The 26983-nt window shown below is 45.1% G+C and carries 31 protein-coding genes; 2 read left to right on the top strand and 29 right to left on the bottom strand.

The genetic code is table 11. The annotated features are described in order from the left end of the window. Window positions 1-435 precede the first annotated feature (435 nt). From guaA to V6C11_RS03100, 3 genes are all read right to left on the bottom strand, one after another. Window positions 436-1977 (bottom strand): glutamine-hydrolyzing GMP synthase, encoded by a 1542-nt coding sequence (guaA, locus tag V6C11_RS03110; protein WP_333529617.1) that lies wholly within the window; start codon window positions 1975-1977, stop codon window positions 436-438. An 83-nt stretch (window positions 1978-2060) separates the two neighbouring features. Next, a complete protein-coding gene (hpt, locus tag V6C11_RS03105) occupies window positions 2061-2600 on the bottom strand; it encodes a hypoxanthine phosphoribosyltransferase (RefSeq protein WP_333529616.1) in 540 nt (179 codons plus the stop codon). Between the two features lie 179 nt (window positions 2601-2779). Beyond that, window positions 2780-3484: a hypothetical protein gene (locus V6C11_RS03100; protein ID WP_333529615.1), complete on the bottom strand. Its 705-nt coding sequence runs from the start codon at window positions 3482-3484 to the stop codon at window positions 2780-2782. Between the two features lie 154 nt (window positions 3485-3638). On the opposite strand from V6C11_RS03100, the gene V6C11_RS03095 reads away from it, so the two are divergent. Both V6C11_RS03095 and V6C11_RS03090 read left to right on the top strand, forming a co-directional pair. Then, complete coding sequence (locus tag V6C11_RS03095; protein ID WP_333529614.1) at window positions 3639-3962, top strand: nucleotide pyrophosphohydrolase; 324 nt, start codon at window positions 3639-3641, stop codon at window positions 3960-3962. A gap of 63 nt (window positions 3963-4025) precedes the next feature. Beyond that, window positions 4026-4445, top strand: coding sequence for a hypothetical protein (locus tag V6C11_RS03090; RefSeq protein WP_333529613.1), 420 nt, complete (start codon window positions 4026-4028; stop codon window positions 4443-4445). Window positions 4446-4554: 109 nt separating this feature from the next. Here the strand turns inward: V6C11_RS03090 and fliY are convergent, their stop codons facing one another. The 26 genes from fliY to fliI all read right to left on the bottom strand — a co-directional run bounded on the left by fliY (window position 4555) and on the right by fliI (window position 26979). Further along, the gene (gene fliY / locus V6C11_RS03085) at window positions 4555-5853 is read right to left on the bottom strand and encodes a flagellar motor switch phosphatase FliY (protein WP_333529612.1); all 1299 of its coding nucleotides are present in this window, start codon (window positions 5851-5853) and stop codon (window positions 4555-4557) included. Continuing rightward, window positions 5846-6838: a flagellar motor switch protein FliM gene (fliM, locus tag V6C11_RS03080; RefSeq protein WP_333529611.1), complete on the bottom strand. Its 993-nt coding sequence runs from the start codon at window positions 6836-6838 to the stop codon at window positions 5846-5848. Before fliM ends, fliY begins: the two co-directional genes overlap by 8 nt. Before the next feature lie 40 nt (window positions 6839-6878). Beyond that, window positions 6879-7247: a response regulator gene (locus V6C11_RS03075; RefSeq protein WP_333529610.1), complete on the bottom strand. Its 369-nt coding sequence runs from the start codon at window positions 7245-7247 to the stop codon at window positions 6879-6881. Between the two features lie 19 nt (window positions 7248-7266). After that, window positions 7267-7884 (bottom strand): chemotaxis protein CheC, encoded by a 618-nt coding sequence (locus tag V6C11_RS03070; protein WP_333529609.1) that lies wholly within the window; start codon window positions 7882-7884, stop codon window positions 7267-7269. A 33-nt stretch (window positions 7885-7917) separates the two neighbouring features. After that, window positions 7918-8691, bottom strand: a complete 774-nt coding sequence (locus V6C11_RS03065) for a CheR family methyltransferase (protein ID WP_333529608.1) — start codon at window positions 8689-8691, stop codon at window positions 7918-7920. A gap of 1 nt (window position 8692) precedes the next feature. Then, entirely contained in the window at window positions 8693-9193 is a 501-nt protein-coding gene (locus V6C11_RS03060; RefSeq protein WP_333529607.1) for a chemotaxis protein CheD, read from the bottom strand. A 24-nt stretch (window positions 9194-9217) separates the two neighbouring features. Continuing rightward, window positions 9218-10018, bottom strand: coding sequence for a flagellar hook-basal body protein (locus V6C11_RS03055; RefSeq protein ID WP_333529606.1), 801 nt, complete (start codon window positions 10016-10018; stop codon window positions 9218-9220). Window positions 10019-10063: 45 nt separating this feature from the next. After that, window positions 10064-10837, bottom strand: coding sequence for a flagellar basal-body rod protein FlgF (gene flgF, locus V6C11_RS03050; RefSeq protein ID WP_333529605.1), 774 nt, complete (start codon window positions 10835-10837; stop codon window positions 10064-10066). Between the two features lie 18 nt (window positions 10838-10855). Then, window positions 10856-11608, bottom strand: a complete 753-nt coding sequence (locus tag V6C11_RS03045; protein ID WP_333529604.1) for a sigma-70 family RNA polymerase sigma factor — start codon at window positions 11606-11608, stop codon at window positions 10856-10858. A 15-nt stretch (window positions 11609-11623) separates the two neighbouring features. Beyond that, complete coding sequence (locus tag V6C11_RS03040) at window positions 11624-12289, bottom strand: flagellar brake protein (protein WP_333529603.1); 666 nt, start codon at window positions 12287-12289, stop codon at window positions 11624-11626. 12 nt (window positions 12290-12301) lie between these two features. Continuing rightward, on the bottom strand, window positions 12302-13123 hold the full coding sequence (locus tag V6C11_RS03035) for a MinD/ParA family protein (protein ID WP_333529602.1): 822 nt from the start codon (window positions 13121-13123) through the stop codon (window positions 12302-12304). Further along, entirely contained in the window at window positions 13110-14327 is a 1218-nt protein-coding gene (gene flhF, locus V6C11_RS03030) for a flagellar biosynthesis protein FlhF (protein ID WP_333529601.1), read from the bottom strand. The genes V6C11_RS03035 and flhF overlap by 14 nt, the downstream gene beginning before the upstream one ends. After that, the gene (gene flhA, locus V6C11_RS03025) at window positions 14324-16396 is read right to left on the bottom strand and encodes a flagellar biosynthesis protein FlhA (RefSeq protein WP_333529600.1); all 2073 of its coding nucleotides are present in this window, start codon (window positions 16394-16396) and stop codon (window positions 14324-14326) included. The genes flhF and flhA overlap by 4 nt, the downstream gene beginning before the upstream one ends. Before the next feature lie 32 nt (window positions 16397-16428). After that, window positions 16429-17490 carry a flagellar biosynthesis protein FlhB gene (gene flhB / locus V6C11_RS03020; RefSeq protein ID WP_333529599.1) on the bottom strand — a complete coding sequence of 354 codons (1062 nt, stop codon included), beginning with the start codon at window positions 17488-17490 and terminating at the stop codon, window positions 16429-16431. Next, window positions 17490-18257 (bottom strand): flagellar biosynthetic protein FliR, encoded by a 768-nt coding sequence (fliR, locus tag V6C11_RS03015; protein ID WP_333529598.1) that lies wholly within the window; start codon window positions 18255-18257, stop codon window positions 17490-17492. The genes flhB and fliR overlap by 1 nt, the downstream gene beginning before the upstream one ends. An 11-nt stretch (window positions 18258-18268) precedes the next feature. After that, window positions 18269-18538: a flagellar biosynthesis protein FliQ gene (gene fliQ, locus V6C11_RS03010; protein ID WP_333529597.1), complete on the bottom strand. Its 270-nt coding sequence runs from the start codon at window positions 18536-18538 to the stop codon at window positions 18269-18271. Between the two features lie 12 nt (window positions 18539-18550). Beyond that, a complete protein-coding gene (fliP, locus tag V6C11_RS03005; protein ID WP_442886020.1) occupies window positions 18551-19321 on the bottom strand; it encodes a flagellar type III secretion system pore protein FliP in 771 nt (256 codons plus the stop codon). Then, complete coding sequence (gene fliO / locus V6C11_RS03000) at window positions 19302-19721, bottom strand: flagellar biosynthetic protein FliO (RefSeq protein ID WP_333529596.1); 420 nt, start codon at window positions 19719-19721, stop codon at window positions 19302-19304. Before fliO ends, fliP begins: the two co-directional genes overlap by 20 nt. Beyond that, window positions 19721-20107 (bottom strand): FliM/FliN family flagellar motor switch protein, encoded by a 387-nt coding sequence (locus V6C11_RS02995; protein ID WP_333529595.1) that lies wholly within the window; start codon window positions 20105-20107, stop codon window positions 19721-19723. Before V6C11_RS02995 ends, fliO begins: the two co-directional genes overlap by 1 nt. Before the next feature lie 12 nt (window positions 20108-20119). Beyond that, window positions 20120-20599 carry a flagellar basal body-associated FliL family protein gene (locus tag V6C11_RS02990; protein WP_333529594.1) on the bottom strand — a complete coding sequence of 160 codons (480 nt, stop codon included), beginning with the start codon at window positions 20597-20599 and terminating at the stop codon, window positions 20120-20122. 45 nt (window positions 20600-20644) lie between these two features. Further along, on the bottom strand, window positions 20645-22687 hold the full coding sequence (locus V6C11_RS02985) for a flagellar hook-basal body complex protein (RefSeq protein WP_333529593.1): 2043 nt from the start codon (window positions 22685-22687) through the stop codon (window positions 20645-20647). Window positions 22688-22759: 72 nt separating this feature from the next. Continuing rightward, window positions 22760-23131: a TIGR02530 family flagellar biosynthesis protein gene (locus tag V6C11_RS02980; RefSeq protein ID WP_333529592.1), complete on the bottom strand. Its 372-nt coding sequence runs from the start codon at window positions 23129-23131 to the stop codon at window positions 22760-22762. After that, window positions 23061-23606, bottom strand: a complete 546-nt coding sequence (locus tag V6C11_RS02975) for a flagellar hook capping FlgD N-terminal domain-containing protein (RefSeq protein WP_333529591.1) — start codon at window positions 23604-23606, stop codon at window positions 23061-23063. Before V6C11_RS02975 ends, V6C11_RS02980 begins: the two co-directional genes overlap by 71 nt. Window positions 23607-23618: 12 nt before the next feature. Beyond that, on the bottom strand, window positions 23619-25082 hold the full coding sequence (locus tag V6C11_RS02970) for a flagellar hook-length control protein FliK (protein ID WP_333529590.1): 1464 nt from the start codon (window positions 25080-25082) through the stop codon (window positions 23619-23621). A 121-nt stretch (window positions 25083-25203) separates the two neighbouring features. Further along, entirely contained in the window at window positions 25204-25638 is a 435-nt protein-coding gene (gene fliJ, locus V6C11_RS02965) for a flagellar export protein FliJ (protein ID WP_333529589.1), read from the bottom strand. Beyond that, window positions 25639-26979 carry a flagellar protein export ATPase FliI gene (gene fliI, locus V6C11_RS02960; protein ID WP_333529588.1) on the bottom strand — a complete coding sequence of 447 codons (1341 nt, stop codon included), beginning with the start codon at window positions 26977-26979 and terminating at the stop codon, window positions 25639-25641. It abuts the gene before it with no gap. Window positions 26980-26983: the final 4 nt, after the last annotated feature.

Here is a 26983-nt window from a genome sequence, read left to right as displayed (position 1 = left end):
GCTTATATTCTGCCATATCCTGTATCGATTTGCTACCTTTGAGACAATCCAGTACCATTCATTGATAATCAATCTTAATTTGAACCATTACACGCCTTGATCTGTTTACCAAATAACGTCCAACAGGGGAAAGCAAAGGAACCATTCTTTTGCTTCCTTTTTATATTTTCGGCTTTCATCATGCCACTTTTCCTTAAATACTACTTTTATTCTTCGATCCTCAGTTGATCTTATATCTTTCCCCAAGTATCCCAAATGCTGTTTCCACTTAGTCATTTTTTGATTTCAGCCAGTTCCTTTGAGTTTTTTCTTTTGCTGGCAAAACAAAACTGGTGGTTTAGATGACCTAAAAAACAGTCAAAATTCTAAACCACCAGCCCTAAGAAATCAAACCTATCTAACCTTTATAAACCCCGGCATTACGCCACTTTTACCCTACTCCCACTCAATGGTGCCGGGAGGCTTGGAGGTGATGTCGTAAACCACACGGTTTACTTCGGCCACTTCATTGACCAGGCGGGTGGAGATATTGCCCAGTACATCATGGGGGATCTTGGCCCAGTCGGCGGTCATGCCGTCATGGCTGTAGACAGCTCGTATCACTATGGCATGGGCATAGGTACGCCCATCACCCATAACACCAACGCTGCGCATATTGGGTAATACGGCAAAGTATTGCCAAATTTCTTTGTTCAGGCCAGCGTTTTTAATTTCATCCCTTACGACAAAATCAGCTTCCCGTAGGATGTCCAGCTTCTCTTTCGTGATTTCACCCAGGATACGAACGGCTAAGCCAGGGCCTGGGAAAGGTTGGCGCCAGACAATTTCATCTGGAATACCCAATTCTCCTCCCAAGCGACGAACTTCATCCTTAAAGAGCCAGCGCAATGGTTCCACTAATTCAAATTTCATATCTTCTGGCAGGCCACCTACATTGTGGTGCGACTTAATTACCTGAGCAGTGGCTGTGCCGCTTTCCACAACATCTGGATACAGAGTTCCCTGCACCAGAAAATCAATTTCACCCAGTTTACTGGATTCTTCTTCAAAGACCCGGATAAACTCAGTGCCAATGATTTTACGCTTTTGTTCTGGGTCCGTCACGCCCTTTAGTTTGCCTAGAAAACGTTCTGAGGCATCCACATGGATTAGCTTAATATTAAACTGATCCCGGAAGGTTTTCACAACTTGCTGGGCTTCATTCTTCCGCAGCAGGCCATGATCAACAAATACACAGGTCAAATTATCCCCCACAGCACGGTGTACCAAAACCGCAGCCACTGAGGAATCAACGCCGCCGCTAAGGGCACAGAGCACCCGACGCTGACCAACCCTTTGCTTGATCTCCTGCACTGCCTCTTCTAGGAAAGAACCCATACTCCAGGAACCGCTGCAGCCGCAAATATCAAAAAGGAAACTCTTTAAAATTTCCATGCCCTTGGGGGTATGAATCACCTCTGGGTGGAATTGAACGGCATAAAGTTTTTTTGCCAGATTGGCCATGGCAGCGACTGGTGCCTTTTCAGTTTGCGCAATAACCTGAAAACCAGGTGGTACTTGCTCCACCCTGTCACCGTGGCTCATCCAACATTCCTCATCGGCGGTGAGATTCTTCATAATATTGTCACATTGCATTACCTTTAAGGTTGTTCGACCATATTCGTGCATTTCTGCAGGAACCACCTTGCCCTGCAGTTGATGCGTCATAAGTTGCATGCCATAACAAATACCCAGTACCGGAATACCAAGCTCATAAACCGCCGGGTCAATGGCAGGTGCCTTTTCACCGTAAACACTGGACGGCCCCCCGGAAAAAATAATGCCCTTGGGGTTTTTGGCCTTTACTTTTTCAATGTTTATACTGTAAGGTTCAATTTCACAATACACATTGCAATCACGAATTCGGCGGGCAATCAGTTGGGTATATTGGCCACCAAAATCGAGAACCAAAATTAATTCCTGTTCAGCCAGGGACATGGACAAACCTCCGTTCGAATTAAACTAATTTAAGTTATTTTGCTAATCGCAAAATTATTGGGATAAGACAAAAGGTAAGCAACTTAGCCTTGGTAAATCTCCGGCTTTAATACGGCAATGTAGGGTAAGTTGCGGTAAAGCTCGTTATAATCTAAGCCACAGCCCACAACAAATTCATCGGGAATTTGGAAACCGTTATAGTCAATGGGAACCTCAACTTTACGCCGGTCGGGTTTGTCCAACAAGGTGCAGATTTTCACACTGGCAGGTCCCCGTGATTTTAGATTTTCAAGCATGTACTGCAGGGTAAGCCCGGTATCTACAATGTCTTCCACAATAATTACATGTTTGCCTTCTATGCTTTTATCCAGATCCTTTAATATCCGCACTACCCCGGATGAGACGGTGCCTGCTCCGTAACTGGATACAGCCATAAAATCAATAAAGATCGGCACCTCAATATTTCGCACCAAATCAGCTAGGAAAATTGTGGCACCCTTTAGAATCCCTACCATTAAAATACTTTTCCCCTGATAATCCTGGGAAATTTGTTGTCCTAACTGTTGAATCCGTTCTTTAATCTGCTTCTCATCTAATAATATCTTTTCCACGTGGGGATGCATTTTTTTCACTCCTTACCAGTCATTGCCTACCAAATGAGCATAACAAAAATAGTCATTTTTCGTCAATAGCCCATGTAGATTATAGTTATAGATTTTCCGATTAACACATAAAAAATGCCGTCTCAAATGATACGACATTTTTTTATCTTAGAATGGTTTGAATGGCTGATGGCTATTATCTAATTCGTCGGCGCAGCTATTTGTAGGTCTCTGTTATAGTCCCAAATCTTTATTTTAATATCCAAGCCGTTACCGTCATTTTCAGGTCGATTGGCGTTAATAAAGGCTTGACGAATGTTTACATTCTTTTTATCAACCCAAACTTTATAGTAAAAATCTGAAAACTGCTCTTCCAAATACACATTTTCAACATTGGGTTTTAATTCATAGACGTAACACGCTTCTCCATTCAAGTCCTCTTCACCTAACAACTTGATTTCTGGAATGTCTTTGAAATTAAAATTAGCCAATGGGTTCAGTTCCGTGATAAAAAGTTCGGATTGTGATAGTTTGATATCCTTTAAGGTAAGCCATTTGCCAGAAAAGGGATCCTTCATGTAGGTGTTATCACTGACTTGGGTAAACTCCACCGGGGTTTTTAGAACAGTTCCCTTGATATGTACTTTATCCGGCATCACTCTTTCACCTTCTACCTTACTGTAAAAACCATTGTCCCCCAACAGCTTGGATTCTACATCAAAGCGAAAGCTTTTACTGGCAAAGGTATTGTATAGTGCAGTTTCAAAGGTTTTTTTGTTATCTAACTGGCTAGGGCCTGAAAAAATAGTACCAATCAAAAAAACTCCCAGGACAATGACAACAGCCACCGCTGCTATGGGAACCAGTTTACGCCTATTTAATAAAATCCATCTTGGTGTAAGCACAGACAATCCCCCCAGCTTTTATCTTCTATGTATTAATACGGTGAGACGTTCTACTTTATTCCACCAACACATGAAAAATACACCAGGGGTAACAATAAGAGGCAGCGGGTGGTATAATATACCTGTGAATTTTTTCTAATGCGGGAGTGATTATGTGAGTCTGAAAGACATGCAAAGGGATGTGGATGCTTGGATTGGTCAATTTGAAGAGGGCTACTGGCATCCACTATCCATGCTGGCCCGTTTGACCGAAGAAGTAGGTGAACTGGCCCGGGAGGTTAACCATCTCTATGGTCAAAAACCAAAAAAAGAAGGGGAACCGGAAAACAACCTGGAACTTGAATTGGCCGATATCCTATTTATTGTAGGGTGCTTTGCCAACTCTCTAAATATTGATTTGGACAAGGCCTTTGACAATATGATGGAAAAATACCGCCAGCGGGACAGTAACCGCTGGACCCGTATTGATAGTAAATAATCGTAATGGGCATGAGCCGTGGCCAAAAAGCTGAGGGCTATTATTTTAAGGGAGGTAATTTAGATGCCGAAGGTATTATTAGTAAAAAAAGCTGCTTTGCATCCCCTTTCCCTGTTGGATCGTCTAACTAGGAACTTCGTTCAGGAAGATTATATTCTATCTCACGGGTTTGCTAACCTTGATATTTTATTCAACCGGATGGCTACCCTAAGCCAACAAGGCCGAGGCCAAAAAATCGTTTTTACCATTTACCCGGGTGGAGATTGTTCTTTTATTAATACCATGAAGGATAACAGTGCTTTTATGGACTCAAGCACAGCCGGTTCCCCTGACCAAACCATAACCTTTATCCAGGAGAATATATTGGGGGTCCTGCTAGGCTTAACTCAGGAGGAGCAACAGGAGATTGTTAGTATGGAGGATGTACCCGCGGCCCTTAAGGCCCTGGATGATGGGGAGTATGCATTGGGATTTATTTATTAGCCATCAGCCTCTAACCTTTCTCATGCCGACACAAGAGCACGAGGGGACGGTTCTTTTGTGTTGTTCTATGGAACAACACAAAAGAACCGTCCCCTCGTGCTTGTGCTCTCTAATTATACCGCCCCAGGCGTTTAATCCTCTCCATTTGGCTGATGATGTTGGTGATGCGGACGCCGAAGTTTTCGTTGACTACCACTACTTCTCCGGTGGCCACTAGGGTGCCGTTAACAAGGATATCTACCGGTTCATCGGCCAGGGAATCCAATTCTACCACTGAGCCAGGTGCTATTTTTAAAACATCCTTAATGGGCCTTTTGGTTCTGCCCAGGATAACACTGACCTTGAGCGGAATGTCCAGGATTAAATCCAGATTCCTTTGCTCTAGGGAGCCTAAGGAAAGGCTGGGTTGTGTCTGGGTTGGAAAAGTTGGGACAATTGGTTCGGAAGTCGGAGGGGATAAAGGTTCCTCCTTAAACATATCTGCCAATGGATCTAACTCTGAGGGTATGTTGTCACCCGTCCGATCTGCTGCAGGTCGGGTCTGGGTTGGGGGCTGCGGTTCTTCCATGGCCATGCCCATGATATCCCTTAATAGCAACTCTGCTTCCTCTTTGGCAGTCTCCACTGACATGATCTGCATAATTTCTGTGTCCACCAGATCGCCAATTTTCATATCAAAGGAGACCACCACAATAACATTCTCGATATCCTCTGGTGGTTGGGCCAGAGGATCACCCTTTGTCATAAGTAAATTGGTTTGCGGTGGGGATATATTAATGGTCCGCTGAAACATTTGGGACAGGGATGTTGCGGCGGTGCCAATCATCATATTCATAGCCTCAGATGCTGCACTAATTTCCATTTCCGAGATTTCTTCAGACATGGGGGTACCGTCCCCCCCCATCATCAGACTGGCCATGGTAGCGGCATCGTTCATCTTTATCACCAGTACGTTATAACCATTCAACCCTTCGTTAAAGTCAACCTTAATGACTAAATAAGGGACTTCAAAGGAACCAAATAATTCCTCCTTGGATAAAATCTTAACCCTTGGACTGGTGATATTTACCTTTTGACTGAGTATCTCAGACAGGGTTGTGGAAGCCGAACCCATGGAGATGTTGCCGATCTCTCCCAAGGCATCCATTTCTTCCTCTGTCATTAATTTACCGTAATCCAGTTTCTCTTCCGTTAAAGCCGGACCTTGATTATCCGGCATTTGTCCTTGCAGCATAGCATCAATGGCTGCTTGATCCAATAGGCCGGAACCCTCTGTTACCCCTTGTTGTGTTTCCGTACCCATAACAGCATTTTCAGTATCTGCCGCCAAGGAATCCGGTTCATCATTACCAGACATTTGCCCATTCATTAAGGCATCAATTTCCTCTTGGGTCAATAGCTTAGACATTTTCCCACGCCTCCTCGGCCAGTGAAGTCACCTGAACCGCCAGACTCTGGCCGACCGTACCCACTTGCACCTTATACTTTAATTCGTCATCAATTTGCATATCCAAGTCCTGGGTAAAGCCCCTGTCAAGGGGCAACACATCCCCTACTTGTAGCTGTAAAAAATCCTTAACCGAAAGATCTGCATTTCCCATAATAACGCGAATAGCCACATCGGATTCACCCAGCCAATATTCCAGTGCCATAAGTTCCGATTGCTCCTGTTCCGTTGGCCTGGTAAACTGGCTGGCCATGGAAAACTTAGACAATATGGGATCCAACAAACTATAGGGCAGGCATACATTGATTAAGCCCCTTACTTCACTCCCAACTCCGGTGGAAAAGGTAATCACCACAACAATGTCATTGGGGGACATCAGCTGATGGAGATGAGGGTTGGCATCAATAGACTCTATTCTTGGTGTCACTGACATGGTATCTTTCCAACTGATTGTAAGATGATCTAACAGCTGTTTGATGATCTTATTGGAAACTGACAGCTCAATATCTGTTAGCTCCCTAACTTTTCCGGGCATTTCCCCGGGACCACCAAATTGAAGGTCAATAATGGGGAATAAGAACTGTAGATTTGTCTCCAACAAGGCAGACCCTTTCAGGGGTGCCAAGCTAAAAATTGTCATCACCGTAGGACTAGGCACAGAATTAATAAATTCTTCATAGGTAAATTGACCAATGGAAGCAATTTCTATGGTAATGGGTGTCCTTAAATAGCCAGATAAAAAGTTAGAAAGCAGCCGAGCATAACCCTCATGTAACACCTGAAGGGTGCGCAGCTGTTCCTTGGTAAATTTATTTGGCCGTCGGAAATCGTAGGACTTATATTTCTTTTCTTCTTTACTTTCAATGGCCTCCTGGGATACTTCACCAGACAACATGGCTGCCAGCAGCGAATCAATTTCCCCTTGGCTTAAAACTTCCTTGGACAAACTTTACACCCCCTTGCTGAAAATTCAAGTAAAGAATCCATTAGGCCCGGGAAAGGACACGCTCAATGGCTTGCAAAATACGGTCTTGCTGAAAGGGTTTGACAATAAAATCCTTGGCCCCGGCTTGAATGGCTTCCATAACCATGGCCTGTTGACCCATGGCACTGCACATAATGATATTAGCAGCGGCATCAAGGGCACGGATGGACTTAACACCCTGGATACCATCCATCTCTGGCATGGTGATATCCATGGTCACTAAATCCGGCTTCAGTTCTTTATACATTTGCAGGGCTATGGCCCCATTCTCAGCCTCTCCTACTACCTCATAACCATTCTTGATCAAAATATTTTTAATCATCATACGCATAAATGCCGCATCATCAACAATAAGAATACGTTTACTCATGTTCCTTACTCCTCCTAAATTAAATTGATAACCCCAATGAGTTAAATAATGTATGCAAGGAACCTTGCTCGGTTATCAGGAAAAAATGTCCTTTGATTTGTTCATGATCTTCAAAGAGCCGTGTTTCGATCATTAAAACTTGTTCCTCAACGTATCCGCCAGCAATCATTGATGTACTTATCACAGCACCTAGCATATCCGTCGCAAACATGGGAACAGTGGGAATCATGCTTAAACCAGTCAAGGTAGAAATGGCACTGAGAAAGGAACCGGATAAAACGTTACCTATCTCTTTAACCACAGACTCTCCCATCTCATCCAGTTCCTGGGTGGTGCCCTGTTCCATGCCCATCAACATGTCAACGAGTTTAAAGGTACTATCCAGGTTAAAAAGAAAAAGAATCTGTCCAGGAACATCTCCGGTTAATCTTAGACTAACACAACAGACCACTTCCTCCAGGCCGCCCACCAATTCCATGATCTCGTCCAGCATGAGAAATTTACTCTGGGGAACAGCCATATCAATTCGTTTATTGACCATGGTGGCCAGAGCGGTAGCTGCATTACCCAGACCTATATTGCCTATTTCTTTTAATACATCCAGATGACTCTCCGACAGTACCCGGTTTTCGCTCATTTCATCCCATCCCTTCAGCCATCCGTTGGTTAGTTACTTTTTTCGATAAAAACAAGGGGAAACCTTCTCAAAACCCAATTCCGCATAATTAAAAATAGTTTCACTACCCCCAATAAACAAATAGCCACCGGAATTTAGGGATTGGGCAAAACTCTTATTAACTTTATCCTGGGCCTCCCTGGTAAAATAAATGGTGACGTTGCGACAGGCGATTAAATCGTAGCCCCTGGGGTATTGATCAGCCAACAAATTATGCTGCTTAAAGGTCACCCTGGCTTTAATTCCATTGGTGACTAAATATTTCCCTTGCTCTATTGTAAAATACTTGGCTAACCGATTTGGTGAAACATTTCTAACCGAGTCCGCCCCATAACTTCCATTTGCTGCTGCCTGTAAAATGGTATTATCAATATCCGTGGCATCAATCTGATAGCGATTGCCACCTTTCGCTATCTCCTCCATTATTATAGCAATGGTATAGGGTTCACAGCCATTGGAGCAAGCGGCACTCCATATTTTCAGATTACCTTTCTTTTGCAGCAGGTCCGGCAATATCTTGGTCTCCAGGGTTTGAAACATTTTAACGTCCCTAAAGAATTCTGAAACATTGATGGTCAGGTAATCTAAAAACTCATGCCAGGCATTTTTATTCCCTGTTAAATGCTGTAAAAAGGCCTGGTAATCGGAATATTGCTTACGACTAAGTAAATTATCCAAGCGTCTTTTTAATTGATTTTCCTTATAACTGTTCAAATCAAGACCAAAGGTCTGAAAAATTCGCTCCTTAAAGCGATCAAAATCCGTCATTTTATATCACCTTTAATGGCGTACCAATGGTTCTTATGGTTACCTGGCCGGTGGTTGTATCAAAGATCATGGTTCTACCACGATTGCCGCCCAATTCTTCCGCCAAAACCCTGATACCCAACTGGGACAGGATATTTTTCGTCATCACCGCGTTGCGCTGACCAATATTTAGGACAAATTTTTCGTCCAGACCAGAAAACATTTGGGCCCCGCCGACCAATTTAGCGGTTAACCGACTGGCATTGCCACCCTTTCTCTTGATCTCACTAATCATTAAGGGAATCCCCGTATCCGCAAACTTAGCCGGTTTTGATACATTATTAAATTGTTTACTGTCAGGCAGCATAATGTGCAAGAGCCCCCCGACTTTGGCAATGGAATCATAAAGTGCTACCCCAACACAGGAACCCAACCCCAGGGTTATCAGGCGATAGGGTGAAGCTGTGACCTTATAATCGGCTATACCCACTTGTATTTCAGCGTTTCCCTTTGACAGCTCCATGTATACCCCCCTTAGGTTTATGCATTACTTTCTAAGGTTATTTGCCCTATCCCACATCTCATCCGCGGTTTGGACGGTCCGTGAGTTAGCGGCGTAAGCCCTTTGGGCTTCAATCATACCAATCATTTCCGAGGCTAAATCCACGTTTGACCGCTCCAGATAACCAGAACGAATGGCACCAAAGCTATCTTCACCTGGCACCCCAGAGGTTTCTTCTCCACTGGCCTCGGTTGCCAGGTAGAGGTTGCTGCCCTTACTGGCTAAATTTGAGGGTGCCGGAAAGGTAAACAACTCAATATTCCCTACATCTTCCCGTTGGCCATCCGAAAATCTCTTGCCCCAAACCGTTCCCTTTTCATCAACTGTATAGGATTGATAAGTTTCGGGGTCCAGTTCACCGTCCCAAACCAATTTGTAACCACTGGGGTTGACCAGCACGGTTTCACCATCTATATTCACAATAGACAGGGACCCATCCCTGGTATAATACTCTTGCTCATCATCTTCAAAGGGAGAGGTCACTTTAAAGAAACCTTGGCCTGCTATGGCCAAATCCAAATCCAGGCCGGTATTTATCAGATCCCCTTGATCGATCACCCTGGCCATAGAAATGAGCCTAACCCCGGCGCCACTCTCTGGTCTAGGCTCTGTGACCACAGCAACGCCCTCTTCGCCTAGGGCTTGGCGAACTATCTCGCCAAAATTAGGCGTGCTTTTTTTATAGGAAGTGGTGTTGATGTTGGCAATATTATTACCAATGGTATCTAATCTCAGTTGGTGGGCCCTCATTCCCGATGCCCCGCTGGCCAATGTTTTTATTATCAATTAAACCACCTACTTATTAAAAGTATCTATCGAAATTCTTACATTTTATTTAACACGACCCACTTGGTTAATGGCTTTATCCAGCAATTCATCACTAATTTGCACGAGCTTTTGACTGGATTCATAAATCCGGGATACTGGAATGATGTTGATCATTTCTTGGATTGGGTCTACATTGGATTTTTCCAACCAACCCTGGTTAACCTTGGTGACCATAGCCGATTCGGCGGTTCCTTCTGGGTCCTCAAAGTAATTACCATCGGCTTTCCTTAATAAACTGGGGTCGGCAAACTCCACGATTTGCAGCCGATCAATTTCTTCCGTTTCTTCACCCCACCCCACCAGGATGGTGCCGTCCCCTTTTATCGTCAAATTTTCTGTATCTTCCAAGGTAATGGGGCCGCCTTCACCTAATACCGGATAGCCTTCATTGTTGACTAGGGTCCCTTCTGCATTTATTTCAAAGGAACCATCCCTGGTATATAATTGTTCCCCTGCTTCATTTTCCACCACGAAAAAGCCTTTTCCTTCTAAGGCCAAATCTGTGGCATTACCGGTTTCGGTCAAGGGACCGGGTCTATAGTCAATATGAACCTGAGCAATCAGGTTACCCAGGTTACCTTCCCCAATGGCCTGGCGCCTGGCCCCTGGGCCCTTATTCTCCAAGGCCAATTGCAGGGCTTCAGAAAATTGGCTATCCACCATGGCGTTTCTTTTGTAGCCGGTTGTGGATTGGTTGGCCAGGTTGTTGGAAACGTTATTTAACTTAGCCTGTTGTACATTCAGACTATTCATGGTTATATATAATCCGCGCAGCATTTGTTAACCTCCAACGAACTATTTAAGGGAGTTCTCCAGGTTTTTTCGTAATTTTTTTATCACCTGTGCATGAAGCTGGCAAACCCTGGATTCAGAAACTTCTAATACCTGTCCTATTTCCTTAAGGGTTAATCCTTCACTGTAGTAAAGAGAAAGAATTAATTTTTCCCTTTCAGCCAAAGTCGCCACCGCTTCTGCCAACAATCTTTTCATGTCTTGTTCTTCAATTATGCTTAAGGGGTCAAGGCTGTTGCTATCCTCCAGAAGTTCAATTCTATTGATTAGGCTGCCATCGTAACCGTAGACCTCTTCATCCAAGGACTGCAAATACATTTTACTGGCATTTACCATTAGTTGATGGACTTCTTCTATGGACAGACCCATTTCCTTGGCTAATTGCTCATGGCTAATGGCCTCGCCCTTCTCCCTTTCCCAACGCTCACTGGTGCTTTTTAATAACTGCAGCTTTTGCCAGGCTGTTCTGGGCAGCCAATTTTGCCGCCTCACCTCATCCAGCATGGCTCCCCGGATACGATGATAAGCATAGGAATCAAAGCTATGTCCCATGGCTGGGTCATATTTATCCAAGGCCTCCATTAGACCGATGACACCGTAGCTCTCCAGATCCTCCTTCGAGATAAAGGACGGCAGTTTTACGGCTATTCTCCCTGCCAGATGTTTAACCAGTGGTAAATGATGCAGGATTAATTTCTGCCTGTCTTCCAAGTCACGAAAGGTTATGTATTTATCCCATAAGAAATCAATCGACATGCTTTCCACATCCAATTACTGCCTGTGTTTTATTTGAATCATTCGTTCAAAGACAAAGGCCATAATCATATCCTGCTGCTGGGGTCTAATATCTGTAAACTTAACACCGATGTGATATACTTTAGCTCCCTCATCAATTAGTTGACAACGCATGACCCTGGCTGACAGTATAAATTCTTCGGATTTCTTCTTTGCCTTTAGAAATAAGGGAACCCTTAACTGTAACTTAGTGCCTTGATTAATCGGTTCTTTTGATGCAAACTTTAAACCTCCACCACTGATGTCCACGGTACTAACCCTTTTATATTTTGGCTGTTTGTCATCCGCCACCTGCTCAGCATATTCAATATTCAACATAACAGGTACCCGGGCAAACTCCCTTAGCTGCACTCTGGTAATTTCCGAGTCTTTTGGGTGCCTTAAAATATACATGGGCAGTTTATCCTGTTCTACCCTTCTGCCTAAGGTCTCGGTAACAAATAGGTAGGCACTGCCTTCCCCCATGTATTTTACTCGTACCTGCTGTCTGTGGGCTAAAACAAGAGGGTGCTTATTAGCAAAGGGGATCGGTACATAGATACCCTTTTTGTCCATGTCATACACTGAGCTAATATATTGCTCATCTGATTCCATCGTAAAAATGAAAATCCTTTGACCAATCCTTAGTTTTTCTTCCGCCACTCTATCAGCTCCCTAACGAAACAAACGCATTAATTTTCCAAAGAAACTCTGTACTCCCTTGGATTGCTCCTCTCTGTCGGAAAGCAACTGGCTGGCTATCTGGGATAAATTTTTCGACGCTGGAGCAGAGGGGGAAAGGGTAACATAGGGTTTCTGAGTTTTTACTCCCTTTACGACCGCTTTATCTTCCATGATAAAACCCAAATTTATTAAACTCACCTGCAAAAATTGATTGGTGGTGGATTCCATTGAACGAAAGGTTTGCTGGGCCTCCCTTTCATTGGTTGCCTTATTAACAACCAGCATAATATCCTGATGAACATTGTATTTGCTTAAAACCTTTATCAGACCATAACCATCGGTCAGGGATGTGGGTTCCGGTGTCAGCACTACAATAACCTCATTGGCTGCCGCCACAAAACCTAACACCGTCTTGGAAATACCTGCGCCGGTATCAACCAGCACAAAGTCGAATAGGCGATCCAATTCCTCCAGGCCCTGTCCCAGACGTTTTCTGGCCTCTGTATCCAAATTGGCCAATTCCACAAAACCAGAACCACCGGAAATCACCTTGATTCCTTGGGGGGAAGCAGTAAGGATTTCCTCTATGGTCTTGCCATTAAATAAATAATCATACAGAGTATATTCCGGCGCGATACCAAGTAAAACCTCCGCGTTGGCCATACCTAGGTCTGCATCAAAAATAACCACACGGTGGCCCCTTCGTGTAAGTTCTACGGCCAGGTTAACCACCAGATTTGATTTACCAACACCGCCTTTACCGCTGGTAACAGCTATTACTCTTGCCCTCGAGTGACCGTTAACAATTCTCATAGCTTTCGGCACTCCTAAACAACAGATTGGCTAATATTTTCGGGTAAGCCCTTTTAATATCATCCGGTATGCTCTGACCATCTGTATAGTAGGCAATGGGCAGTCCGGTACGGCTTACCACATTAAGCAGAGAGCCTAGGGTAGCTGTTTCATCCGTTTTGGTAAAAATATATTTATTGAAATTTGCCATGCGGAAATCTTGAATGGTCTTAAATAAATCACGATCTTTGGTACTGGCATTCAAGACCAGGAAAATATCATGCTCCGGCGGCAGAACCTCCAGAAAACCCTTCAGTTCCAAGACTTGCCCTGTGTTATAGGAGGAGCGGCCCACCGTATCAATAAAAATGTGTTCCTTGTCCTGGTGTTTTTCGATGGCCCGACTTAACTCAGCCGGAGTCATAACCACTTCTACAGGCAAATCCATTGACTGGCCATAAATATTAAGTTGGTCTGTACTGCCAAAACGGTAAGTGTAAATCGTAATCAGGGCAATGTCTTTCTTTTCTAAAACCCTAAACTTAGTTGCCATTTTCATGATTGTTGTTGTCTTGCCCACCCCTGGTTGACCAATAAAGGTCAGGCAGTGGGCATCCTGTTCACCCTTATAAGCCGATTTTAAAATCTCTGCTGTCTGACTCATTAATATTAATTCAACCATGTCGTCTACTTCGTTAGCCTTTAGCCTAGGGGATGCAGCATCTAATACCGTTTTAGCCACAGCCGACTGAATATCCATATTTAATAACTTCTGCAACCAACTTTGATAGGCTTGGTCACTGTTGTGTACGGATTCTATGGCCTTAACCTGGCCATTGATCGCTCCTTCAGCCATTTGCAAGAGGGCTTCATCTAACAGGGGCTGAAAACTGGTTTCTGCCATTTTTATTTTAGCTATCTGTTTAGAAAACGGATCATTGCTGCTTTGACTCCTGGTCAGAGGAAATTCCATGTACTTTCGTTCCTCCGATTTCTTAGCTGGCTGGCTTTCTGCTGCTATAGCTGCCGTTTTAGGCGTTATGGCTGGCAGTACCGGGGCATCATCCAGCACTGCCGTCACCTCCAGGGATTTTTTAAACCAACCTAGCCAGCCCTTGCCATTAACCCTTTGGCTGCTCACAATAACCGCCTCGGGACCCAGGTCTTGTTTTATTAATTGGATGGCCTCTTGCATTTCATTGACGGTATACTTTTTTATTTTCAATCAATGCTCACCGTCCCAATGGCTTCTACCTCTATGTTTGCCGGTATTTCATTTAATGACAACACTGCCAAATTTGGCAAATACCTTTCAATTAACCGCCTAAATGGTAATCTTACCCTTGGCGAACAAAGCAGTACCGGATTGGCCCCCCGCATGGTTACATCTTCCACTACGGTATTTAATTGATCCAACAGCTTTCTTACCAATTGCGGTTCAAGTACCGGATAGGACCCAAACTGCGTCTGTTGAATGGCCTCCTGAATATTTTGCTCCAATCTCGGATGAAGGGTCACCACCGATAGTTTACCCTGCTCTCCGACATACCTTTGACAAATCGTACGGGATAAACTTTGTCTTACTGCATCGGTTAAATAATCCAGATCTTTATTTATTCTCACTCCATCCGCCAAAGCCTCTAGGATGGTTACTAAATCTCGGATGGGCACCCTTTCTTTTAAAAGATTCTGCAATACCTTTTGAACTTCACCTAGGGAAAGTATATCGGGTAATAGTTCCTCCACCACCGCTGGCTGCTTCTCCTTCACCACATCGACAAGTTCCTTTACTTCCTGCCGACCCATCAGTTCATGGGCATGCTGCCGGATAATCTCGGTTAGGTGCGTTACCAGCACGGTAGAACAATCCACCACAGTAAAGCCATTGAGTTCTACAAACTCCCGGTCCTGACCGGTAACCCACCAGGCTGGTAAATTAAAGGTAGGTTCTGTGGTGGGAGTGCCGTTGAATTGCAAATCCTGACCCAGGGGGTCCATGGCCAGATGATGACCTGGCATCAGATCGCCACTAGCCACCTCCACGCCCCGGATTTTTATGACATAGGCATTGTAAGGAAGTTGCATATTATCCCGGATACGGATGGGACGAACTAAAATACCCATTTCTGAGGCACACTGGCGGCGCACCGCTGCTAATCTTTGCAACAAATCGCCCCCCTGGGCCTCATCTGTTAGTGATATCAAATTGTAGCCAATTTCTATTTCTAAAGGGTCTACCTGAAAATAGCTAAAGACATTTTCCGGCTCCCTTTTTTGCTGTCTTTGGGTTTGGGCCACTTCGGCCTGCTGTTCTGCCAGTTCCTTTTGTTTGCGCTCCTGCATGAGGGCTTTGGCAGATAATAGCAAGAACCCGGCCATGGATAAGATTAAGAGGTTGGGCATGGCTGGAATTAAGCCAATCACCCCTAATATACCACCGGCCAGCAGCAGCACCTTGGGAAAATTTAAAAACTGTTTGGAAATATCACTGCCAAAGGAGCCGTCGGAGGAAGCCCTGGTCACCAAAATGCCAGCCGCCGTGGAAATTAAGAGGGCGGGTATTTGGGCCACCAAACCATCGCCGATGGTAAGAATGGTAAATTTCTTGAGGGCTTCGGTCATGGGCATGCCCATTTGCACCACCCCAATGACAAAACCACCTAAAATGTTGATTAAAAGTATGACAATGCCTGCAATGGCATCGCCACGGACGAATTTACTGGCACCATCCATGGCACCAAAAAAATCTGCTTCCTTCTGCAGCCTGATCCTTTTGGCCCTGGCCTCATCTTCGGTAATGAGACCTGAGTTTAGATCAGCATCAATACTCATTTGTTTACCTGGCATGGCATCCAGAGTAAACCTGGCACCAACCTCAGCCACCCGGCCGGAACCGTTGGTAATCACCACAAACTGAATAATGGTAATAATGATAAAAACCACTGCACCAACGACATAGTTGCCGCCCACCACAAATTGGCCAAAGGCATCAATGACCTTCCCAGCAGCCCCATCCCCCAAAATCAAGCGGGTTGAAGAGATATTTAGAGAAAGTCTAAATAATGTGGTTACCAGTAACAGCGAAGGAAAAATAGAAAACTGCAATGGTTCAGTGGTAAACATGGTAATCAACATAATCACTAAACCAAGGGACATGCTGAGGATCAGGAAAAAATCCAACATGCCCGGCGGCAAGGGAATAATAATCAGCAGCACAATGCCGATAACTAAAGCGGCAATGATGATGTCACTATACTCTTTAATTCTTCCAACCCTCAACGTCTGTGCTGCCACTGCTAACTTTACCTCCAAAAATACTAAGAGTTTTATAACCCTTTATTTTTCATACGGTAAACCATGGCCAAAATTTCCGCCACCGCTTGGAACATTTCCGTCGGTATGGCCTGGCCCACCTCCACATGTGCATAAAGAAAGCGTGCCACTTCGACATCTTCGATAATCGGTACCTGATGCTCTTGGGCAATTTCACGAATTTGCCGGGCCAGATGATCCATGCCCTTGGCTACCACCATGGGTGCGTCCATGGGTTGTTCATACTTTAAGGCCACCGCATAATGGGTGGGGTTCGTTACCACCACCGTAGCCTGGGGCACTTCCTTGCGGGCCAGGTTGGACAATAACTGACGCTGCATGCGGCGCAGCCAGCCCTTAATCTGGGGGTCCCCTTCGGTCTGTTTATATTCCTCTTTGACCTCTTGCTTAGACATACGCATCTGCTTTTTAAAGGCATAGCGCTGGTAGATTAAGTCCAACAGAGCAATCCCCAGATAGACCACTGCCCCCCAAAGGATTACCTTTAGAGCTATGGTCAGCACCTGATTCAATATGGTCCGCGGTGGTGAGTGGTAGATGGCCAGCAGGTTGGCCATCTCACCCCTAACAGAGGCGTAAACAACCCAACCCACAATGATAATCTTTAATAGTGATTTAACCAGCTCAAACATGGCGCGACTACTGAACATATTTTTTAAGCCCTTGAGGGGGTTAAGTTTTTCAAACTTAGGCTTGATAGCCTCGGGGGCCAGCATAAAACCAACCTGGGCGATATTTATACCCAATGCCACCACTAACATGAGAATAAAAAAAGGTACAAAAACAGCAAAAACATTTAACATGAAATCAATTAATAGCTGCGGCAGGTGGCTATCCTGCCCAGGATTTTTTACAAAGTTATTAAAATAACTATAAAAATAGGCGTGCATGTGGGTAATGATATTATCCTTATACAGGAGAGCAAAGAGACCGGTTATTAACAGCAGCAATGACCCATTGAGGTCCGCACTCTTAGCAACCTGACCCTTACGCCTGGCTTCCTGCAGCCTACGGGGCGTCGCCTGCTCAGTTTTTTCCTGGGAACCTTCTGGCATCAGGCCAACCCCTTCAACAAAAGTAATAAATCTCTATGCAGGGTATCAAACAAGTATTTAAAGACGGAGGTTAAGGCCGGCAAAAGCATGGCCAAAGTGGAAACCCCCACCACGATTTTCAAAGGAAAGCCCAGCTGAAAAATATTCAACTGAGGTGCCGTTTTGCCGATTAGTCCCATGGACAGGTCGGTAATAACCAACACAGCCACAACCGGGGCACAAATTTGTACCGCCAAAGCAAAGGTATCGGTAAAAATACGTATAATTAGCAGTGTTATTTCACCATTAATCCCGGCCGCCGTAAGGGGCACCAATTCATAACTTTTCGCCAGAGCGCGGATCAGGGTATGGTGACCATCGACATTCAGATATAATAACAGGGTCATAAAGAAAAGAAACCGTGAAATCAAGGTATTCATGCTGCCGCTCAAAGGGTCCATCACAGCAGACATAGCAAAACCGATTTGAAAATCCAGTAATTGTCCCGCTATGCGAATCACGTTGAAAAAGAAGGTACAGACCAATCCCAGGGCCAGACCCACTCCCACCTCACTGACCACAGCCAAGCCAAAGCCCCACAGTCCACCGGGAAAACTCGTGGCTGCCGGTTCCACCAGAGGAGTTACCAAGATGGCCAATACAAATCCTAAGCCCGCCTTGACTAAGGGTGGCACACCTGGTATGGCATACAGGGGACAAGCAAAGATAAAGGAAACCATGCGGACAAAAACCAAAAAAAATGTCGTTATTAAATCCAGATTCAGCACGTCCTGCACCCCTAGCGGATTAGGTTTGGTATTTGTTCATATAAGCGGGTGGTAAAGCGGATGGCGATATTTAATAACCAGCCGGAGGCCACGATTAGGGTCACAAAAACAGCCACCATTTTCGGCACAAAGGAGAGGGTTTGCTCCTGGATTTGGGTGGTGGCCTGAAAAATGCCAATGATTAAACCAACCAGCATGGCTACCCCTAGGGTTGGGATAGACAGAATCACCACCATCATCAAAGCTTCCCGGGCTAAGTGTAATACATAGGTTTGTGTCATGGCTCAGCCCTCCTAGCGAAAAGTCTCTACCAAAGATTTTATCACCAAATACCAGCCATCCACCATCACAAAGAGCAATAATTTAAAGGGCAGCGCAACCATCACCGGCGGCAGCATAAACATACCCATGGACATCAGGGTACTGGCCACCACCATGTCAATGACCAGAAAGGGCACAAACAAAACAAAGCCAATTTGAAAGGCCGTTTTTAACTCACTGATAACAAAGGAAGGTACCAGCACAGACATGGGTACCTGATCTACGTTTTGGGGCTTGTCCATTTTGGCAATGTTTAAAAATAACCCCAAATCCTTTTCTCTGGTTTGCCGTACCATGAAATCCCTCAGTGGTTTAGCTGCCTGATCTGTGGCTTGTTCGTAGGTTAATTGGTTGGCTAAATAGGGTTGAATGGCATCTTTATTGATATCTTGATATACCGGTTGCATAATGAAAATGGTTAAAAACAGAGCCAAACCAATTAACACTTGATTGGGCGGTGTTTGCTGGGTACCTAGGGCAGTACGTAAAAAGGAAAGCACCACAATTATCCGTGTAAAGGAGGTTAACATCATCAAAAAGGCCGGTACCATGGACAGCAGGGTTAAAAAGATGAGTAGTTTGACACTGTCCACCACCTGTTGGGGTTCCGTGGCCGTTTCTACATTTAAATTGATGTTGGGTATCGGGATCAGGGGCTCAGCGGCTACCCCCTGGGGCTGCAGGAACAAGAACAAAACGGTCATTATAACGAAGATGTATGTACTATTTTTTATCCTGTTGATCACTTCCCTGACACCCACTCCCGCCTTTTCCTTGCCGCCTACCCGCTAGGTATTGTTGTGTTTGTTTAAACTGCTGGGACAAAACTTCTTTAAAATGAACCGCTGAATCAGTACCTATACCCGAGGTGTTAATTTGCTCCGGCAAAGCGTCAAATTCTTTTAATAGGGTAACATGATTTTCCTGGCAGGCCACCAGATAATACCTACCCCCTATCTCCACTAGGGTCAGACCAGCCTTAGGTCCCAGGGGTAAATGATCGACCCGGCGCATATATTTGCTGCCCATCGCTGCCCCTCCGGCACGGGACAAGCCATACTTGATGGTTAGGTAGGCCATGACTAGGATTAAGGGCAGCAGGGTTATTACCTTGATAAATAGCCAAAGGGTTTCGTTGTCCATTATTCACTCTCTCGTCTGGGTTTTTTAGGGGGAATAATAGAGTTAATTCTCACAGCAAACTTATCGTTGACAATGATGATTTCCCCCTGGGCTGTTTTCTTATCATTGACATAAACACTGATGGCATCCCCGGCAGATTTCTCCAAGTCCAGTACGGACCCCACATCCAGACTTAAAACCTCACGGAACTTGAGCAACCTCTCCCCCAATTCCGCGCTGATGGTTACCTTAACATCATCAATGTGACTTAGACTGGTTTTTATACTTCTTTCCTGCCGCAAAGAATCCAAGGGAGGAAAGCGGACCTTTTTTATAGCCGCTTCCTCCTTGGCTTGTGCACTGTCCAGCTCACCCAGAAACCGTTCTATTTCTTTTTCTGTCATCATCATGCATCACCCTTACTGAGTGAGATATTCAGCGAAGTATACCCGCAGAATTTTACCCTTTTGGAGATTTTTGTTTATCTCCGTCTGTAATTCTGCCGCCACCTTGTCAATACTCTCCGGCGGCTGTACATCGGCCATTTTCTTTTTGCGAATGACTCGAATGATACAGTCTTGTAGCAGCACTTTGCTCTTGCTTAGTTCCTCGGCCAATTTCTTATTTTCTTTGTTTGCTTCATATTCCAGAACTGGGGTGAGTCTCATAAAATTGTTACCACCTGGGTCAGCAAGGTTAACCAGCAAACTGCCCATGCTAAAGGTAACCAATTTCTCCGGGTCCGGGCCAGTTTCTTTGGGGCTGTCGGTGCTTTTCAGGTAAAAATATCCACCCAAACCGATGCCTGTGATGATGATGAGTATAAGTATAATCAGCAAGGTTTTTATGGAAAAGAAACTCTTTTTTGGCACCTGCGGCGCTGCTTCATTTGGTGGCACTCTTTTATTCACCCTTTACACTAGAATTCTTCTCTAACTAATAGACTATCGTTTCAGTTGAATTAGTTCCTCCAGTAGGCTGTCAGATACTGTAATAACCCTGGCATTGGCCTGGTAGCCCCGCTGGGTGGTGATCATGTTGGTAAATTCCTCCGTCAAATCAACGTTGGACATTTCAAGATAATTTGAGTTAATGGTTCCAAAGCCAGATTGATTCGCTTGCCCTGCCTTTGGCTCCCCTGACGAAGTTGAAGTATTAAAGAGATTTCTGCCGGCCTTCTCCAGACCTTCGGGGTTTTGGAAGGTCACTAGCTTGATGATACCCTCTTTTTCCTGTTCCGGAGGTGTCACAGAAGCAGCCGTACCTGATACTTTGTCCGGCTTATCACCCATCAAATCCCCGGCATCCGCTCCACCAATATTGATTTCCGGGGTTTCACCAATTACACCGTTATCCAGGGTCTGCAGCAGCAATTTACCCTCGTTTGTATATTCAACCTTAATCTTGTTTTCGCCAATCTTTTTGTCAATTAATTTTGCTAAGGCAGCTTTTAAAGAGTCTCCATTGATAATGTTAGCAAACCCTGCTTCCTTTTTCTCCCCGGCGGTAAAGGTATATTTAGTACCATTATATTCAATAAAAAAGTCTTTATTAGACCAGTCGGCGGAATTTGACCCTTTTTCAGTTTTATCGGTATAACCAACTAGGTCAACGGCACCATCACCCCTGATCCTAATTTGCGGTATAGTTACTCCATCATTTGGGGTTCCCACGGTCGAAAATTCCAGGTGGTCGATATTCCATTCCACTTTTACATTGGGCACGCTACCTGATACAGTCATACGTGTATCCAGTAACTTTTGTATTTTATCGGCTAAATCTTTCCCGCTGGTAACCTGATCCAACCCGGTGGGGCCAGCTGCTCCACCAATCTTCGAGAAATCATCGACAGTGGTTACTTCTTCCCAACCATGGCCGGTATCAATATAAAAGGTTTTTCCTGTCCAATCCTTAGGTACCACTTCTGTACCAATGTTAGTTATAGGTGGAGTAACACCCGCTTCCAAAGATCCCATATATTTTCCAAAACCGTCTCCACCTATTGTAATACTTGGTTTTACAAATTTAGTTGGTGTTGTACCTGATATGGTCATTTCACTTGTTTTGGTTTGGAATACCAGACCGCCGTTGGGGCTGCTGTCATAGGAAACCACCACTTTGTCCTTTAAAGCGCTACCATCAATTGCCTTTTGTAATTGCGCGGCTAAGTCATACCAACTCTTAACATTCGTTAAACCGGTATTTAATGTAACTGGTCCAATGGGAGTGAGTCCATCGGAATATTCCAATGTAAATCCATACTCAGCAGAATCACTCATATCGATAGCTTGGCCATCAATACCAAGTGGGGCTACATGCGGGCTGCTGCTATTCCCTCGGATCATTGCTTCCTTCAAAGGTTGTGCCACTGGATTAATGGCAATGCCCTTAATCACAGCTTCCTCCACCTTAGGTGATGTGTATTTGGGGGCACCTTTTATACTTGCCTGAGTAGCCGGAATAACAATAGCTTGATTGTCGTTATTGGAAAATTTCAGTGGTTGACCAGCCGTGTTCGTACCTGTGATGGCTCCATCCGGACCAATATTGATCGTTGAAACAGGTCCGTTCAGGACTTGTATATCTTGATGAGTCATGGATTGTACCCTTAATCCATCACTATTTACCATGTATCCTTGCTTGTCAACAAAGAAAATACCTTCTCTTGTATAAAAATCATTAGTGCCGTCACTAACCACAAAAAAACCGTTCCCCTGAATCGCTAGATCAAGGGTTCTGCCGCTGCTCTGCATGGGACCCTGGGTGAAGTTGTTGGATACGGAACCCACCGCCATACCTAAGCCTACTTGAGCAGGATTTGTACTATCCCCACCCGAACGAACGGTTTGACTTAAGGTATCCTGAAAATTCACCCTGCCTGATTTATAGCCAGTAGTATTTACGTTGGCAATATTATTACCGGTAACATCCATTCTTGTTTGGTGGTTTCTCATGCCAGAAATTCCAGAATATAGTGAACGAAGCATTCTTTTCCTCCTTACTAATCCGCCTCAGTCGGTCGGCGGATTAAGGCAGCTTCCTTGCGGGCCGGCTGCAAATTATTTTAAAATAACCGCACTATCTATGTTGGTGAAGACATGTTCCCCCATGCTCTTGCCATCCATTGCCGTAACTACGGTGCGGTTTGTTATACTGGTAACCAAAGCTAAATCTTTATAAAGAATTAAAGAATCCTTAGATCCTTTAGCAGCAGCCTGTTGAACTGCCCTATTGATCTTGGTAAAATCTTCCTGCGAAAAGGATATATTTCTCTCTTTCAATCTTTTCTCAGCATGGGCAGATATTTTTACCTCCTGCTGCTTGACTAACTCCTGATGAAGCAACTCATCAAAGGAAACATTACTCCCCTGGTTCCTCTGGCTGAGCTGACCCGCCTTCTTCGTCTGGGCTGGGTTCAGTTTCGGTGACATCGTCGGGAGGCTGCTGGGAGGGATCATCTGGTTCTTCAGGTTCTTCAGGTTCATCTGGTTCATCAATTACTCCCCTTTCCAACGCAACGATCTGGTCTAAGCTAAAGGGTTTGCCAGACACCCAGATATTTACACTGTTCTTCCCCATTGACACCCTTTCAACTTCACCAATAAGCTGTTCTTCTCCATTAATTAAATTCACCCGCTTGCCAATTAACGATGCAGCATGGCTTAACTCCTGGAGATGATATAGCCTTTCCATATTCGTGTTTAGATTTGTCATTTGCTCCAGGGAAGTAAACATTGCCATTTGTTCAATAAACTTGCTGCTATCCATTGGATTAGAGGGATCCTGATACCGAAGTTGGGCAATCATAATTTGCAGGAAAGCGTCTTTATCCAAGGTTTTCATCGGTTCTTGGGTTTTTCTATTCTCATAATAAAGATCTTCATTGGCCGCCTGATTAACTTGCAAGAAAACACCTCCTTACACAACGAGATTTAAGCCTGAATTCGGTGATATTGCACCACCAACAGGCAACGATTCCTCTACCGAATTAGTTTCTGTTGGATACCCTTTTGCCTTTTTCGGACCGTTCTCCTGCCATCGCTGCCTTTCAGCAAAGGAATTTTGATCCCCCTGATCGTTCGTTTGTTGCCCCATAAATACCGCTGCTTCACTTAACCGAATGTTTTGTTGGGCCAGAAGTTCCCTAAGCTGGGGAAAGGCCGTTTCCAAGGCTTCCTTGGCTAAGCCAGAGGATGTCAGAAACTGCGCAGAAAGTTCGCCCTTGGACCAGATTAGTTTTACGGTTACTTCGCCCAGGTGTTCCGGTTGCAGCCTCATCTTTAATGCGGTATGACCCGCGTGCTGTTGTACAAGCAAGCCCTTCACCATTTCATGCAGTTTGGCTGGCAGTTGTGTTAGCGGAACATCCTTTGGTAGGCTGCTGCTAGCCTCCATACCCTTACCATTCGCATTTTGCGCCAAATTATGACTACTTGGCCCTAGGCTATCCCGGTTGAGATTATCCGGTAAGGGCTTCGTCTCTTCCCTCAGCCTGGGTACTACTCTGTCAGTGGAACCTTGGTTAACCTGATTGCCGATCCCTTTATCCGGGACACTTTTTTCAAAAGCTAAAGGAATGGCTGCTTTTTCCTTTACTAATTGTTTAGCAGGCTGCAATTCCGTATCAAGGCTTGACTCTATGGTTGATTGGGTTTCTATAACATCTTCAATAGGCTGGTCGGAGGAAACCTTACGAATCCCATCTTCCTTTTTAATAAATTTTGGCATCAACTCGACAATTTGGATATTTTCCGGATTTTTATCAAAAGGGCTGGAGTCAACCTCTTTAATAATGGTATTTATCCCATTTTCAAAACCAGAAAAATCCTGCTTCTGCATCACTGGGCTATTTCCAGCTTGCAGCTTTGGCGAATTAGCAGCTTGGGCAATTCTTTCATTGACCATTGGTCCAACCTGAATCTGTCTTTTCCCCTCAACCACTGAATCGACATGCTCCAACCCATTGTCCGCCAGGCTTAACTCCGATAAACCAGCATCTTTAGCGACCAGACCTACCTCTTCGGGTACATTTAAGGTGACACCCTTCACCCCCCCTGATGGATTGTCAGTGCCTTCTGGTTGGCCAATGCCGCTTGGGACTTCATTTGTCCTGACAGGGGTATCATTCGCAACATATAATGGTAAAATTAGCCCAGCGCCATCTTCTAATGGCAATGTTTGTCTCACTGCATCAGCATCTTCTTTGTTCAGATTCATGTCGGTTTCTGCTTGGGCTTGTTCCTGATCCCCTTCAAAATCGGTTAACATACCAGGATAAAGGAATCCTTCAACCAAACCAGGATCGTGTGAAAAATCCTTAATCAATCCATCAGAAGCTGTATCCTGATTGCAATTAGAACCTAATAGGCAATCTAATAACAATGCAAACCCATCACCTTTTGAGCCCTTGGCCGGTACTCCCTGACCGAGAACCTCTTTCTCATAAAGAACCTTATTTACTTGAATGCTTCATCACCTCCTTTTACAGATTCGTTCTATAAGGTTAAAAAGCCTTTCTACCAAATCCCAAAGTAGCCATTTCGTCGATTTCCTTCTGTTCCAGAATGGCTAGGAATTCTTTGAACTCGACCAGTTTTTTCTCCTTCAGCCTTTCCAAAACCATCCGTTCCTGACAGGCCTTCAGGGTTTCCCTTTGTTTCACCTGAAAAATTTCCTGGACTTTCTGAAGCTGCTTTTTCTGACGGTTTATCAATATCTGTAACTGATCCCGATATAGAAGAGTTCTCAGGGTTTCATCGGAACCCGAGACAGTCTCGGAAAAACGCATATTATCATCATATCTTTTTTGGGTGCCTGCCAACTGTCTTTGGCAAATGTCACATTCCTGTCGGGCCTTAGACTGTTCCAGCAGGGCTTGTTCCTCTTTCTTCTTCCTATGCTGTAATAACTGTTCCAACTTAAATTGGAATCCTTTCATCTACCTACCCCCGATCAAAGAAGCTAAAGCATTTAGGGTTTCTTCATAGCCGCTGTAATCAGAGGGCGGCTGTTTTAAAAAGTTTATGATGCCATCATATTTAGCTAACGAAAGATCAATTTTAGGGTTCGAACCCTTGACATAGGCCCCGATGTTAATCAAATCCTCTGCCTCCCGGTAAGTGGCCAGCAGATCCTTAACTACACCGGCCTGGGCTTTATGTTCCTCAGAAGCAATATCTGGCATTAGGCGGCTGACACTTTGTAATACATCAATGGCTGGGTAATGGTTGGCTGAGGCCAGTTTTCTGGTTAAAACAATGTGGCCATCCAGAATACCCCTGACAGCATCTGCTATTGGTTCGTTGAGGTCATCGCCATCCACCAGCACCGTGTAAAAGGCGGTGATGGAGCCATTCTGACCCATGCCGGAACGCTCCAGCAGCTTGGGCAGCAGGGCAAAAACCGACGGGGTGTAACCCTTGGTGGCTGGTGGTTCGCCCACTGCCAGGCCCACTTCCCGCTGGGCCATGGCAAAACGAGTCACTGAGTCCATCATTAACATAACATCTAAACCTTGATCCCGAAAATACTCGGCAATGGCGGTGGCCACAAAGGCCCCCTTCAGCCTAACTAAAGCCGGCTGGTCGGAGGTGGCGGCTACAATGATCGATCTGGCCATGCCCTCTGGCCCCAGATCCTCCTCCAGGAACTCCAGCACTTCCCGGCCCCGCTCACCGATCAGAGCAATGACGTTGACGTCGGCACTGCCATGCCTGGCAATCATGCCCAACAGCGTACTTTTACCCACACCGCTGCCGGCAAAGATACCAATACGCTGGCCCTTGCCACAGGTGAGCAGGCCATCCACCGCCCGAACACCGGTGGGCAGCACCGTGTCGATTCTTTTTCTTTTCAGTGGGTGGGGTGGTTTATTGTCCACCGCAAACTCTTCTCCCTGGACATAGTCTGTTGCCCCTTCTTGTTCCCCTAAGGGTTCGATGGGTCGGCCCAGGCCATCAAGAACCTTACCCTGTAGGTGTTGCCCCACCCTAATGGTTAGATTGTGCCCACTGGGTACCACGGCACAACCGGGGTAGATACCCCGTAATTCGCCAAGGGGCATGAGCAGGGAGAATTGATCCCGGAAGCCCACCACTTCGGCCCGTACTGGTTCGGCCTCGCCCTGGACAATGATGTCACAGACCTCACCTATGCGGGCAGAAATTCCCTGCACTTCAATCATCAATCCAACGACCCTGGTTACTTTGCCGATGGGTTTAATAACCCTGGCTCGATTTATTCTTTCTTTATAGGGACTAAGGTTAACCTTATAGGTCATCCCC

The sequence above is a fragment of the Desulfotomaculum sp. 1211_IL3151 genome, assembly GCF_036763075.1.
Taxonomy (GTDB): Bacteria; Bacillota; Desulfotomaculia; order Desulfotomaculales; family Desulfotomaculaceae; genus Desulfotomaculum.
The sequence above is the reverse complement of the archived record's forward strand: the minus strand, read 5'-3'. Positions and strand labels throughout refer to the sequence as shown.